Below are 13,779 nucleotides of genomic sequence, written 5' to 3'. Positions count from 1 at the left end.
CCTGGTAGGTGGGTGGTTGTCTACGCCAGTCCGTCTGCCAGGAGCTCGTGTGTGACTGTCGCCTGCCTGTGTTTGTCTGGTGTGCCCGGCCCGTCGGGATTCGGCAGCGCTGCCGTGTCCGGTGTACCCGTCGTCGTCGATGACCGATGTGCGGTGAGCGCTGCTGGAACCGTTACGTCCTTTGCCGGGTAACACCTTCGGCAAGGGTGGGTGCCCGGAGGAACACCCGCGGCGGGTCCTCTTGGACGACGTCTTCTACCTTGTCCGTGGTGGTGTCGCCTGGGCGCAGCTTCCGCGGGGCTTCCCGCCGTATCAGGCCGTCTACGGCGTGGTCCGCCGTTGGGTCCGTGCTGGTGCCTGGCGCGGAACCCACGACGCCCTACGCGACCGAACCCGGGTCGCGGCCGGCCGTGACCCGACGTCCACCGCCGCGGGCATCGATTCCCAGACCGTGCGCGGCGCTGACACCGTGCCCCGTGCAGCGCGGGCTATGACGCGGGCACGAAGACCAAGGGGCCGTGAACGTCACATTGCCGTGGATATCCTCGGCCTGCTGCCGGGCGCCGAGGTCACCGGGGCCGGTATCCAGGACCGCGACCGAGCCCACCGCCTACTGGCGGCCTGGCAGGCCTGCTCCTCCACCATCAGTCTCGTCTGGGCCGACAGCGGCTATACCGGACGCCTGGTGACCTGGGCACACAAGGTCCTCTCCCTGACCGTCGAGATCGTCAAACGAACCGACACGACCGCCGGGTTCCGGGTCCCGCCCCGACGCTGGGTCGTGGAGAGAACGTTCGGCAGGATCGTCAAACATCGCCGCTGCGTCCGCGACTACGAAACCCTGCCAGACCACCACGAAGCCATGATCCACATCGCCATGATCATGACCACGTCCCGCCAACTCACCCACACCCCAACCCGATAACCCCAGTTTCAAAACGCGGTCTGAGGTCCCCGGCACGGCCGTTGCGGCATCCCGGCCGCGACCACCGTGCCGGGTCCGGATACGGCCGTCGGATCCCCTCCCGCACCGGGGAACGGATCCGACGGCCGGGGTGGGTCAGACCAGGGAAGCGGACAGCCCGCCGTCGAGGACGTAGTGGCTGCCGGTGATCCAGGGGGCGCGGTCGGAGGCCAGGAAGGCGGCCACCTCGGCGATGTCCTCCGGGGTGCCGAGCCTGCCCTGTTTGGCCGCGACGAGGTCGCCGAAGGGCACCTGGGTGGCGGCCTCGAAGTCCGGGACCAGGCGTTCGACCATGGCGGTGTCGGCGAAACCGGGGCAGACCGCGTTGACGCGGATACCTGCCGGGCGCATCTCCACCGCGGCGACCCTGGTCAGCTGGATCACCGCGGCCTTGGTCGCGCAGTAGGACCCGAGCAGCGGGCTGCCGCCGATTCCGGCGATCGAGGAAATGTTGACGATATTGCCCTTGGACTCCGCCAGGTGCGGGGTCGCCGCCTTCATCGTCACGAAGGTGCCGCGCACGTTGACCGCGAAGATCTTGTCGAAGCTCTCGGTGGACTGCTGCATCAGCGGCGAGGAGACCTCCACCCCGGCGTTGTTCACCAGCACGTCCAGCCCACCCAGCAGCTCGACGGCCCGCTGCACGGCAGTCTGGACCTGGGCCTCGTCGGTGACGTCGCAGTTCGCCACGCCGTGCGCGCCGATCTCGCCCGCGGCCTTCTCGGCCGCTTCGGCGTTCAGGTCGCTCACCACGACCCGGGCACCGCGTTCGGCGAACAGCGCGGCGATCGCCTTGCCGATCCCGGCCCCGGAACCGGTGACGAAGACCCGCTTCCCGTCAAGTTCAGGCATGTTCTTTCCTCTCAGTCGGTGGTGCGGGGAATCAGGCCTCGACGACCGTGGGCAGGATTTCTTCCTTGAGCCGCTTCATGTCGTCCAGTGTCTTGGCCACCGGCACGTCCTGGAACGGCGGCCAGAGGAACGGCATGGTCAGCCCGGCCTCGCGGTAGCGCTTGAGCTGATCGGTGATCTGCCGGGCGGAGCCGACGAGCAGATTGCTTCCCTTGCCCATCGGGCTCTGGTCGGCGTCCTCCTCGGTGATGACGAACCAGATCATGCTGGAGATCTCCAGATCGTCCACCGACCGCGGGGTGTCCAGCTCGGCCAGTTCCCGCTGGATCGCGGTTCGCCAGGTGCGGATGTCCTCGGGCGAGTCCTGAATGCCGATCCAGCCTTCGAGCCCGTACTTCGCGATGCGGGTCGCGGCGCGCTTGGGATCCTTGAGCCCGCTGAAGAAGATCGGCGGATGCGGCTTCTGCACCGGTTTGGCACCGAACCCGCTGCGCGCGAAGTCGGCGAACTCGCCGTGGTACTCGAACACGTCGTTGGTCCAGATGCCCTGCAGCACCTCGAGGGTCTCGCGGACGTGCTTGTTGCGCTTGGGGAAGATGTGCGAGGCGCTGGCCGCGGCGAACTCCTCCGGCATCCAGCCGGCCCCGACCGCCACGTTCAGCCTGCCGCCGCTGAGATGGTCGATGGTGGCCAGCTCTGCGGCCAGCACCCCGGGAGACCGGTACGGGGTGTCGATCACGCTCATCCCGATGCGGACCTTGGCGGTCTTCGCGGCCAGCCACGGGATCAGCGGCATGCCCTGCAGGAACTCGCCGCGCGAGCTGACCGGCAGCCCCTTCGGGAAACCCTCGATCATCCCGAAGGCGTGCTGCATCTCCTCCGTGTCGGAGGCCTCCGGCACGATGATCCGGTCCAACGTCCAGACCGAATCGAAGTCCAGGTCCTCGGCGAGCGCGGTGAGCTGCTCGAGTTCGGGCACCGTCACCTTGTCCCGGAAGTTGGGCAGGTAGAGCGCGAGTTTCATGGTCAGACAGCCTCCTTGCTGTGGTGTTCCTTGTGATTACCGGGGAATCCGGGTCAGCTGGGTGCGGATCTCGGTCTTGAGCACCTTGCCGACGGTGGAGCGCGGGAGTTCGGGCCAGACCTCGATCTGCTTGGGCGCCTTGACGCTGCCGATGCGCTCCTTGACGAACGCGGTCAGCTCGGCGGGATCGAGTCCGGCCCCTGCCCGCAGCTGGACCACGGCGGTGACTCGCTCACCCCACTTGTCGTCGGGCAGCCCGATCACCGCGCAGTCGCGGACCGCGTCGTGGGCCATCAGCGCCTGCTCCACCTCGGCGGAGTAGACGTTGAACCCTCCGGTGATCACCATGTCCTTGGCACGGTCGACGATGTGGAGGTAGCCCTCCTCGTCGAGGAACCCGATATCGCCGGTGTGGTGCCAGCCGTGCGCGGAGGCTTCCGCGGTGGCCTCGGGATCGCGGTAGTACCCGGCCATCACCAGCGATCCGCGCACGCAGATCTCGCCGCGCTCGCCCGCCGGCACCGGCTGCGACTGCTCGTCCAGCACGGCCACGGTGACCAGTGGCGAAGGACGGCCCGCCGAGCTCAACCGTCCGGTGTGGATGGTGCCGTCGGGCCGGCGGTGCTCGGCGGGCGCGAGGGTGGAGATCATCATCGGCGCCTCGGACTGCCCGAACAGCTGGGCCATCGGGCCGATCCGGTCCAGCGCCTCGGCCAGCCGGGTGGTCGACATCGGTGCCGCGCCGTACCAGAAGCACTGCAGGGACGACAGATCCGTGCGGTCCAGCGCTTCGTGGGCGAGCACCAGGTAGATCAGCGTCGGGGGCAGGAACGTGTGGGTGACCCGGTGCCGCTCGATCAGTGCCAGGAACCGGCCGACGTCGGGTGCAGGCATGATCACCACTTCCCCGCCGCGGGCCAGGATCGGGAAGCACAGGACGCCTGCCGCGTGGGTCAGCGGAGCCTGTGCCAGATACACCGGACGGCCTTCGAACGGGTAGCTCATCAGCGTGATGGCCGACATCGTCTCCAGGTTGCGACCGGTCAGCATGACCCCCTTCGGCCGCCCGGTGGTGCCGCCGGTGCCGACCAGCGCGGCCACGTCCCCGGGCGGCTCGGCCTCGACCGCGGGATCATCCGCCGCGGCGGCCAGCCAGTCCGGGAAGCCGACCGCCCGTCCGTCGCCGTTGCCGAGGCGCACGAGCGTGGTGAGTTTCGGCAGGCTGGGGGCGATCTCGGCGATCAGCGCGTCGAAGGCGGGCTGGTAGATCAGGGTCGAGCAGTCGAAGAGCTCGAGCAGCTCGGCGTTCTCGCCCGCCGCGTTGCGCGGGTTGATCGGGCACCACACCGCCCCCGCGCGGGCGATGCCGAATACGCAGGTGAACGCGGTGGGATCGTTGGCGGAGAGGATGCCGACCTTGTCCCCCGGCCCGGTGCCGGTCCGCCGCAACGCGCGCGCCACGGCCGCGGCCAGCTCGAGGACCTCGCCGTAGGAACGGGTCTCCTCCCCGAGGGTCAGGCAGGGCGCGCCGGGGTCCAGCGAGGCCCCTTTTTCGAGGTAGAAGAACAAAGACATCGTCGTCCACTCCTGAACTCCGTCGGTGGCACCCAGGACTGGTGATGACCTTGGCCGCCGTTTGGACGAATGTCAAGATTTTCTCGGACGATTGGCCAAATAACTTGGTGATGGTAGCTTCGGGGCCGTGACCAGCGCAGCTGCCGAGAAGCACCGGACCCGGGTCGACAAGTTCGCGGCGCGACAGCGGGAACTCGCAGCCGCGGCCCTGGTGGCACTGGCGGACCTCGGCTACGCCCGCACCAGCCTGCGCACCATCGCCGAGCACACCGAGTTCTCGCACGGGCTGCTGCACTACTACTTCGCCGACAAGGTGGACCTGATCACCTGCAGCGTGCAGCAGTACAAGGCCGCCTGCGTACAGCGCTACGAAAGCGGGATCGGCACCGCTGCGACCGCGCAGGAGTTCGCCGCCTCCTGTGCCGACGGACTGGCCACGGCACTCGCCGAAGCTCCCACGATGCACCGGCTCTGGTACGACCTGCGCACGCAATCGTTGTTCGAAAAGGCTTTCCGCGACGACGTCGCCGAAATCGACGACAGTCTCCAAGCCATGATCTGGCGCAACGTACGCACCTACGCCGATCTCGCCGGAACCCGGCCCACCTGCTGCCCGGCCGACGCCTACGCCCTGTTCGACGGCCTGTTCCAGCAGGCACTGCTACGCCACCTCACCGGCTCGAACACAGCACTGGACGACCTCCGTCGCGGAATCCGCGAACTGTTCCCGCGGCTGATCTGAATACTGAGGTGTGCGCAGTTCCGCCGGAGTGCCGAAAGCCCGCAGCTCGCGGTGGAGAGGGGCGCCATGGTCCCGGCCGGACGTGTCAGTCGAGGCATCCCCGTGGAAGCCGGGCGATCGGATACGGAGTCGATCGGATTCCAGGTTCGGCGCGAGTGAACCCTCCTCGAACGAAGTTGCTGTCGCCGAATTGCTTCACTCGAACCGACCTGACAAGATGTCATATACGACATACGCTCGCACCAGTCTGCCGGTTTCTCGATCTCGGTCGGCTGTCCGGTACGGCTTGCACCTGCAGGTCGCGGCTCGCAGAACCCTTGCCGCGCCCCGAGCGGCTGAACCGGTTGGGGCAGTATTGCGGGCCGATGCAGCGACTCGCCCCGCGGGGCGTATCTGAGATACCATGGCAATCATGACTGCTCCCTCGTCGCTTCCGCTGATCGAGCGTCCGGACAAGAGCCTCACTGACATGGTGCTTCAGACGATCCGGGACAGCATTGTCAACAAGACACTCCCGCCGGGAAGCCGGGTGAGTGAGGCGAAGGTGGCCGCTCAGCTTCAGGTGAGCAAGACGCCCGTTCGCGAGGCGCTGCTGAGGTTGCGCGAGGTCGGTTTGGTGGTGCCGTGCGAGCGAGGATTGCGGGTGGTGCAGCCGTCGATCAAGAGCACTCGTGACGCCTACGAGTTCCGGGCCGGCAGCGAGCGGAGTTCGGCGTTTTTCGCGGCAAACCGCGCCGATGACGAAGAGCGCGGTCAGTTCGTGCGGCTGGCGCAAGCGTCCTTGCGGGCCGCCGAAGCCCACGATGGTGCGGCGTTTCGACAGTACGACCGGGATTTTCATCACGAGATCGCGCTCGCCAGCCGCAACGCGATCCTGGCGCAGACCGTGGCGGACTCGCTGGTCCTGACGTCGGTGCTGCGCGAGCGGGACATCGCGCCCTCGCACGATTCCATCGCCTGCGGGGAGCAGCACGTCGAGGTTGCCCGCGCAATCCTGTCAGGTCGAGCAGAACGCGCCGGTGAACTCATGTGGGAGCACGTCCTTCACGTGATGTCACTCGTGCTGCTGGCCGATCCGGCCGAACAGGAGTCAGGCGCCGGCGACACGTAGCCCAGAGAACGTTCGCTCCCGGCCACGACATGCCGCACCGGTGCCGCGGACGTTCGGGAGCGGCCACCCACTGCCTTTCACCCGTCTCCGGCAACCCGGGTGGTCGTCCCGAACATGCGCGCGGCGGAGTGCGTGGTCATCAGGCCGATCCCGGTCGGTGCCACCTGCCGAGGTAGGACGCCGCAGACCCCAGAGCACCCGGCTCCGGGAGACCACGAGCCGGCCAGGGAAGCGTCCGTCCGGTGCACGCTCGCGGTCGCTGAGCTACGCCGGAACGCTGGACGCTTTTCGCACTGGCTGGACGCTCTTCGCACCGGTCAGTGCGCGTTCCAGGGCTCGCCCAACAGGCTCTGATGTACGACGCCGGCCAGGAGCTCGGCGTGCGCGGCGACATACCGCAGCGGAATGCCGTCGTCGCCGACGAACCCGGGGTCGTCCACGCCGCCGCTGCGCAGGCCGGAGGCCAGGCCGAGCCCGGTCCACTCACGGACCTGCTCCCCGGACATCGCCAGCTCGGCGCGCCGGGACAACACCGCCAGCGCCGCAGCGATCGCGTAACAACCCAGATTCGACACCGCCGCCGGAAGGAACTGGTCCACCCCGGTCGCGGCGAAGAACCCGCCCGCCACCGTGACGCCGGCCGGGGTCAGCGATTCGGCGGCCTCCCGGATCCCGCCGAAGCCGATCTCGTTGCCGTTGTCTCCGACCGCGACGGTGAGCGCACCGGCGGCCTGTGCGGCACGGAAGTACTCGTCGGCATAGGGGTCGCCGGCCTCGACCGGGGTGCCCCACACCAGGTGCCGTCCCCCGATTGCGTTCCGGCCCAGCTTCTCCACCCCGATCACGACACCGAACGTCTCGGCGAACGCACGGGCGGCGGCATCGCCGGTGAAGTCCGCCTCGCGCAGCGTGACCCTTTCCAGTGCAGCGTGCTCGGCGATGCGCGCGACCGGGCCCAGCGCCTCCGCGTCGATGACGATGGTCACCTCGCTGCCGAGCAAGGCCAGCGCGCGGGCCAGCGCGAGTGAACCGATCGGTCCGTCCACCTCGCCCTGCGGGAAGCGCGCCGAGTCGACCAGCCCGGTCACGATCAGCACCGGCTCCGCCTGCCGCTCCAGCAAGGCCGCCGCGACGTCGTGGGTGAGCGGACGCTCGCGCCCCTCCCGGGCCAGCGCGTAGAAACCGCTCATGATGCCCGACGGGCTCGTCGGCGGACGCATCTCCACCGTGGCCAGGCGGTCCAGGCTCTCGAAAGCGGGCAGTGCTTCGGGCTTCATCGAATGAGCCACCTCTCGCGGTACACCGTATCTCGACAGGCTCATTCAAGGCCGACCTGGGCGTAAGGTCAAGTCCTGGCTGCGGTCATAACCCATGCACACAGGCTGTTGTCGAACTTCGAGATACGAGATATGGTCGCCGCGAACCAGGGCTCCGATGGAGAGGACCAGCATGCGGCTAGCCAGCGTGATGCGAGACGGGCGTCCAACTGCCGCCGTTGTCGAGAGCCGAGGGGTCGTCACGATCGACTCCGTGGTGCCGGACGGTGCGACCCCGGCACCGGCAGACGCAATGGGATGGATCGAGCCCGCGCCGTGGACCCGGCTCGCCGAAGCAGTGGCGCGAGCGGGGGACGACGTGTTCACCGACTCGGCCGCCGAGACTTTCACCGCGCCGTACCGGCACCCGCGCAAGATCTGGGGCATCGGGCTGAACTACCGGGAGCATGCCGCCGATCTGAGCGAGTCCGCGCCCGAGCAGCCGGCGTCGTTCATCAAGGGCGACCACACCATCATCGGCCCGGATGAGCCGATCGTGGTGCCGCGCCAGAGCGAGCGCACCACGAGCGAGGCCGAGCTGGGGCTGATCATCGGCAGGCTCTGCCGGGACGTCGAGGAATCCGAGGCACTCGATTACGTGTGGGGCGTCACGACGATCCTCGACCAGACCGCCGAGGACATCCTGCGGCTCAATCCGCGGTTCCTGACCCGGTCGAAGAATTTCCCCTCGTTCTTCTGCTTCGGCCCCGAACTCGTTCCGCTCGAGGAGGTGCTTCGCTCCGGACCGCTGGAGACGCTCGAAGTCAGCACGATCGTCAACGGGACCGACCGGCGCAGCAACACGGTGGCGAACATGACCCACCGTCCGGCGTCGCTGGTCAGCTTCCACAGCAAGATGATGCCGCTGTTTCCCGGCGACATCATCTCGACCGGAACACCGGGGGCGATCGTCGTCGGCGACGGCGACCGCGTGGCGGCGTCGATCCCCCGAGTCGGGCAGCTGCGCACGTCGGTGACGGTGCAGCGATGAACCTGCCATCCGGTGTATTGCCTCGCGGTCCGCTCGAAACCCTGCGTGCCCAGCCGCTCGACGCCTCCTGCAAGGGCATCCCGCTGGGCACGACCACCTCGCTGGACGAGATCGGCCGGCACGGCTGGAACGTCGCCCGCGGCGATCTGGCCCTGCCCGTGCTGACCCTCGGCCGCCGCGCGGTGGCGTCAAACCTGGCGACGATGGCGACCTACTGCGCACGGCACGGCGCGTTGCTGGCTCCGCACGGCAAGACCACGATGTCGCCCCAGCTGTTCGACGCCCAGCTCGCGGCCGGCGCGTGGGGCATCACCTGCGCGACGCCGACCCAGGCAGCGGTGATGCGGCGGTTCGGGGTCCCCAGGATCGTCATGGCCAACGAACTGACCGAGCCCGGCGCGCTGCGCTGGATCGCCGGCGAGCTGGACCGCGACCCCGGCTTCGAGTTCCTGTGCCTGGTCGACAGCGTCGGCACGGTGGAGCTGATGCAGCAAGTCCTGCGCGAGGCCGGGGCCCGGCGCCCGGTGCAGGTGTTGCTGGAAGTGGGCCCTGCGGGAGGTCGCGGCGGGGTCCGTGACCGCGAAGCCGCGTTCGAAGTCGGTGCGGCGGTCCTCGCCGCGCCGAACCTGCGCCTGGTCGGGGTGGAAGCCTTCGAGGGTGTGGTCACCGGCGGTGACGCGCCGGAAGACTTCGCCACACTGGACCGGTTCTTCGCCCTGATGCGGGCGATTGTGGTCGAGCTGGCCGGCAAGAACCTCTTCGAGACCCAGCAGGTGCTGGTCAGTGCCGGCGGCAGCAGCTACTTCGACCGGGTCATCGCCGGCCTGTCCGGCTGGGACGAGGTCGCGCAGCCGGTGCAGCTGGTGCTGCGCAGCGGCTGCTACCTCAGCCACGACTCGGGCAAGTACCGGCGACTGTCTCCGTTGGACGGCCGCCGCGCGCCGGGCGAGGATCTGCGGCTGGTCGAGGGCCTCACAGGCTGGGCGGCGGTGCTAAGCACCCCGGAACCGGGGGTCGTGGTGCTGGGCGGCGGCAAACGTGACTTTTCCTACGACCTCAGCCTGCCCGTTCCGAAGGCCGCGCACACCGCCGAGGGCACGACACCGTTCGGGGAAACCGCCGAGGTGGTCAAGATGATGGACCAGCACATTTTCCTGCGCATCTCGGCCGGTGCACCGGCCCTGCGGCCGGGCGACGTGGTTTCACTGGGCATCAGTCATCCATGCACGTCCTTCGACAAGAACCGTTTCATCCCCATCATCGACGAGGACCACACCGTCGTCGACGGAGTCATCACCTTCTTCTAGAAAGGTTGATATCGCTTGTCACGCAAGACTTTCACGGTACCGACGGCGCAGCGGCCGGCGGCCGCGCTCTCCGCGGCAGCCGGTGTCGGCCGGTTCGTCGCGATCTCCGGCCAGACGGGTTCCCGAAACGGCGAGACCGTCGTCGAGGGCTTCGAAGCACAAACCCGCCTGGCGCTGGAAAGGTTGTTCGCCGCACTCACCGCAGCGGGCGCGTCCGAGACCGACGTCGTCGACGTCGGGGTGTTCCTCTCCCGCGGGGACGACTTCGACGAGATGAACCGCATCTACCGCGAGTACTTCTCCGAGCCCTATCCCGCGCGGACCACCGCCACCGTCGGGCTGCGGCCCGGCGTGCTGTTCGAAGTCAATGCCAAGGCCGTCCTCGACGACCGTCCCTCCGACATCACCGGCTAGGAGCACAACCATGGATCTGCACCTCAACGGAAAGGTCGCTCTGGTACTGGGCGCGGGCGGCGGGCTCGGTGGCGCGATCGCCGAGGGGCTGGCCGACGAAGGTGCTTCGGTGGGCCTCGCCGACATCAATGGAGACGCGCTGACCGGCGTCCAGGAGCGCATCGGCACCAGGGCCGCCACGACCGCAGTCAAGTGGGATCTGGGCGAACTCGACCGGATCGAGAGCAACCTCGCCGCGGTCACCGAACAGCTCGGCCCGATCGACGTCCTGGTCAACCTCACCGGTGGCCCTCCGCCCACCCCGGTGGCAGGCCAGCAAACTGCGGAGTGGGAGCGCCATTTCCGGTCGATGGTGCTGTCGGTCATCGCGATCACCGACGCGGTCCTGCCGGGGATGCGCGAGCGCGGCTGGGGCCGGATCATCACCTGCGCCTCCAGCGGCGTGGTCGCCCCGATCCCCAATCTCGGCCTCTCCAACGCGCTGCGCTCGAGCCTGCTCGGCTGGAGCAAGACCCTTGCCCGCGAGATCGGCCGCGACGGGGTGACCACCAACGTCGTGGTCCCCGGCCGCATCGGAACCGGCCGGATCGTCGCACTCGATCAGGCCAAGGCCGACCGCGAAGGGCGCACCGCCGAGGAGGTGTCGGCCGAGAGCGTCGCAGGTATCCCGGTCGGCCGCTACGGCGACCCGCGGGAGTTCGCGGACGTCGTCACCTTCCTCGCCAGCCAGCGCGCCGGCTACCTCACCGGAAGTGTGGTCCGAGTCGACGGCGGCCTGATCGCCTCCGTCTGAGCGCAGTCGCCGGGCCTTCCCCCACCGAGTGCGCACCAGGGAACTCGGACCGTTGAGCGTCGGCCGAAAGGGAACAGGACAATGCCAGATTCAATGCAGAGTTTGGATCCGATGAAAAGCGAGGGTGTCCTCGAAGCACACAAGGGTGCGATCTACCGACGGGTGACGCGCCGCCTGATGCCCTTCCTGATGCTGTGCTACGTCGTAGCATACCTGGACCGGATCAACATCGGTTTCGCGAAATCCTCAATGGAACTCGACCTCGGATTCAGCGACGCGGTGTACGGGCTCGGCGCAGGTCTCTTCTTCATCGCGTACTTCTTCTTCGAGGTGCCGAGCAACATGCTCATGCACCGGATCGGTGCGCGAGCGACCATTTCCCGCATCATGATCTTGTGGGGAATCGTTTCGGGCTGCACCGCACTGGTGACCCAGGAGTGGCAATTCTACCTGCTCCGCCTCTTGCTCGGAGCAGCCGAAGCAGGCTTCTACCCCGGCATACTCCTGCTGCTGACGTACTGGTTCCCCGCACAGCGCCGGGCAAAGGCAGTGGCGTTCTTCGTGATCGCCATCCCGCTGTCCGGCGTTCTCGGCGGGCCGGTCTCCGGGCTCGTCATCGGAAGCACCCACACGCTGCTCAACCTCGCGAACTGGCAGTGGTTGTTCATCATCGAAGCGATACCGTCGATCGTTCTCGGTGTGATTGCTTACTACTACCTCGACAACCGGCCACGTGAAGCGAAATGGCTCACCGACGCGGAAGCCGGCGTGATCGAGGCAGATCTTCGTGCCGACGCCGACAAGGCCGGGAGCGTGTCCGGAAAGACAGTGACGAGCTTCCTCGGCACCTTCCGGAACAAGTGGGTGGCGTTGCTGTCGCTCCTGGTGCTCTGCCAGGCTCTCGGTATCTACGGTCTCAGCTTCTGGCTGCCCACGCTCGTGACCGGCGTCGGCATCACCGGCCCGATCGCCATCGGCCTGTTCAGCGCCATCCCGTTCGGCCTGGCCATCGTTTCGATCGTTCTGACCGGCCGCAACTCCGACCGTCTCACCGAACGACGCTGGCATCTCGTGGTGCCTTTCACGGTGGCAGCAGTCGGCTTGACCCTCAGCGCACTGCTCACCGGCCGGCCGGTGCTCGGGATCGTGGCCATTTCCCTGGCGGCGATCGGCTGTTACACGACGACATCGCAGGTGTGGACGGTCGTACCGGCGTTCATGACCGGAGTGGGCGCCGCAGCGGGAATCGCGGTGGTGAACTCCATCGGCAATCTGGGCGGGTTCCTTGCTCCCTATTTCGTGGGCGCGACCTCGAGTGCGACGGGCAGTCCCGCGGTCGGGCTCATCGGCATCGCGGGCACGCTGTTGCTTGGTGCAGCTCTCACGCTGGTTCTGCCACGCGATCGCGTCAATCGCTGACCCGCGGTCCTGATGTCCGAGGCCGGCACACCCGGCCACCCGAAGTATTCGAGAGGATGAGCATGCGACGAGCAAGGATCTGCGATCCCGCCCGGCGGGTCGCAGACGATGGCACCACGGGCCGTTCGGCGAATCGAGGGAGCCGGTGAACGTGCGCAGCTCGGCGGATGTCCCCCGGCGGAGTCCCACCGGAACGAGCCCCGCGCCGAGTGCGGTCGACTTCGCAACACTCCCCCGCCTGGACGAGGAGTTCAGGCAGACCTTCGAAGCTCGCATCGTCCACACGGAACGGGTGGCCCTGCACGTCGTGACCGGTGGCCGCGGCCCGGCTCTGCTGCTGCTGAACGGCTGGCCACAGACCTGGTACGCATGGCGTCACGTCATGCCGGAGCTGGCGCGCCATTTCACCGTGGTCGCGGCCGAACCACGTGGTTTCGGCCGCTCCGAGAAGCCGCCCGGCGGTTACGACACCGGATCGCTTGCGGCGGATCTCGTCGCCGTTCTGGCCAAGCTGGGACACCGGCGCTATGTGGTCGCCGGACACGATGTCGGGATGTGGATCGGCTACGCACTCGCCGCCGATCACCCCGGCCGGGTCAGCCGCCTCGCGGTGGCCGAGGCCAACATCCCCGGTGTGTCGGAACCGCCGTTCTTCAGCAGCGAAACGGTCAACAATCGGTTGTTCCACTTCGGATTCAACCGTTTGGAGAGCCTGAACGAGGCGTTGGTCCGCGGACGTGAGGAGTTGTACTTCGGCCACCAGTTCGCGACCAAGACCGCTCCCGGCACGACCGTCGGCCGCGACGCGATCGACCACTATGTCGAGACCTTGGCCGCTGGCCCGGAGGCGTTGCGGGCCAGCTTTGCGCCTTACCGCGCCCTCGACGAGACCATCCGCCAGAACCGGGAGCGCGCACGGACACCACTGTCGGTACCGGTGCTGGCCATCGGCGGAGCCGCCGGTACCGGCGGTCAGGTCGGGCGGACGATGTCGTCCCTGGCCACGCACGTGGACAGCCGCGTGCTCGCGGACTGCGGTCATTACCCCGCAGAGGAGACGCCCGCAGAGTTCCTGGCCGTCCTCCTGCCGTTCCTGCTCGCCGATTCGGTACCCGCGCACGACGAGCCCGGTCCCACGGGCAGTTGACGGGGACAACCACGACCATCCCGCCGGAACTGTCTGCGGCGGAGCCGACCGGCAGGGGTCCCGGCAGTTCGCACTGTGCGACTTCCGTTGGACGGCGGATCGCCCACTCTCACCGCACATACCG

13 protein-coding genes are annotated in these 13,779 nt (G+C 68.0%); 9 read left to right on the top strand and 4 right to left on the bottom strand.

The annotated features are described in order from the left end of the window. Positions 1-160 precede the first annotated feature (160 nt). Positions 161-925 carry an IS5 family transposase gene (locus tag ABD793_RS04410; protein WP_344855784.1) on the top strand — a complete coding sequence of 255 codons (765 nt, stop codon included), beginning with the start codon at positions 161-163 and terminating at the stop codon, positions 923-925. A 135-nt stretch (positions 926-1,060) separates the two neighbouring features. Here the strand turns inward: ABD793_RS04410 and ABD793_RS04405 are convergent, their stop codons facing one another. Genes ABD793_RS04405 through ABD793_RS04395 form a run of 3 tightly spaced genes read right to left on the bottom strand, consistent with a single transcriptional unit; the run spans position 1,061 to position 4,415 of the window. Beyond that, positions 1,061-1,816, bottom strand: a complete 756-nt coding sequence (locus ABD793_RS04405; protein WP_344855527.1) for an SDR family NAD(P)-dependent oxidoreductase — start codon at positions 1,814-1,816, stop codon at positions 1,061-1,063. Between the two features lie 31 nt (positions 1,817-1,847). Continuing rightward, positions 1,848-2,840: an LLM class flavin-dependent oxidoreductase gene (locus tag ABD793_RS04400; RefSeq protein ID WP_344855525.1), complete on the bottom strand. Its 993-nt coding sequence runs from the start codon at positions 2,838-2,840 to the stop codon at positions 1,848-1,850. Between the two features lie 36 nt (positions 2,841-2,876). Then, the gene (locus tag ABD793_RS04395) at positions 2,877-4,415 is read right to left on the bottom strand and encodes an acyl-CoA synthetase (RefSeq protein ID WP_344855523.1); all 1,539 of its coding nucleotides are present in this window, start codon (positions 4,413-4,415) and stop codon (positions 2,877-2,879) included. A 127-nt stretch (positions 4,416-4,542) separates the two neighbouring features. On the opposite strand from ABD793_RS04395, the gene ABD793_RS04390 reads away from it, so the two are divergent. Both ABD793_RS04390 and ABD793_RS04385 read left to right on the top strand, forming a co-directional pair. After that, a complete protein-coding gene (locus ABD793_RS04390; protein WP_344855521.1) occupies positions 4,543-5,157 on the top strand; it encodes a TetR family transcriptional regulator in 615 nt (204 codons plus the stop codon). 412 nt (positions 5,158-5,569) lie between these two features. After that, complete coding sequence (locus tag ABD793_RS04385; protein ID WP_344855519.1) at positions 5,570-6,268, top strand: GntR family transcriptional regulator; 699 nt, start codon at positions 5,570-5,572, stop codon at positions 6,266-6,268. A 317-nt stretch (positions 6,269-6,585) separates the two neighbouring features. On the opposite strand, the gene ABD793_RS04380 is transcribed toward ABD793_RS04385, so the two are convergent. Then, entirely contained in the window at positions 6,586-7,545 is a 960-nt protein-coding gene (locus ABD793_RS04380; protein ID WP_344855517.1) for a glutamate cyclase domain-containing protein, read from the bottom strand. Positions 7,546-7,837: 292 nt separating this feature from the next. Between ABD793_RS04380 and ABD793_RS04375 the strand changes: the two genes are divergently transcribed. From ABD793_RS04375 to ABD793_RS04350, 6 genes are all read left to right on the top strand, one after another. Beyond that, positions 7,838-8,575 (top strand): fumarylacetoacetate hydrolase family protein, encoded by a 738-nt coding sequence (locus ABD793_RS04375; protein ID WP_344855515.1) that lies wholly within the window; start codon positions 7,838-7,840, stop codon positions 8,573-8,575. After that, positions 8,572-9,882: an alanine racemase gene (locus ABD793_RS04370; RefSeq protein ID WP_344855513.1), complete on the top strand. Its 1,311-nt coding sequence runs from the start codon at positions 8,572-8,574 to the stop codon at positions 9,880-9,882. Before ABD793_RS04375 ends, ABD793_RS04370 begins: the two co-directional genes overlap by 4 nt. 15 nt (positions 9,883-9,897) lie before the next feature. After that, positions 9,898-10,296 (top strand): RidA family protein, encoded by a 399-nt coding sequence (locus ABD793_RS04365; RefSeq protein WP_344855511.1) that lies wholly within the window; start codon positions 9,898-9,900, stop codon positions 10,294-10,296. A 10-nt stretch (positions 10,297-10,306) separates the two neighbouring features. Further along, positions 10,307-11,089, top strand: a complete 783-nt coding sequence (locus tag ABD793_RS04360) for an SDR family oxidoreductase (RefSeq protein ID WP_344855509.1) — start codon at positions 10,307-10,309, stop codon at positions 11,087-11,089. Between the two features lie 111 nt (positions 11,090-11,200). Then, the gene (locus ABD793_RS04355) at positions 11,201-12,508 is read left to right on the top strand and encodes an MFS transporter (RefSeq protein ID WP_344855507.1); all 1,308 of its coding nucleotides are present in this window, start codon (positions 11,201-11,203) and stop codon (positions 12,506-12,508) included. Positions 12,509-12,800: 292 nt separating this feature from the next. Continuing rightward, the gene (locus ABD793_RS04350) at positions 12,801-13,655 is read left to right on the top strand and encodes an alpha/beta fold hydrolase (protein WP_344855506.1); all 855 of its coding nucleotides are present in this window, start codon (positions 12,801-12,803) and stop codon (positions 13,653-13,655) included. Positions 13,656-13,779: the final 124 nt, after the last annotated feature.

Origin of the sequence: Amycolatopsis ultiminotia (assembly GCF_039536925.1) — a bacterium.
GTDB lineage: Bacteria > Actinomycetota > Actinomycetes > Mycobacteriales > Pseudonocardiaceae > Amycolatopsis > Amycolatopsis ultiminotia.
This window is presented reverse-complemented; position numbering and strand designations above follow the sequence as displayed.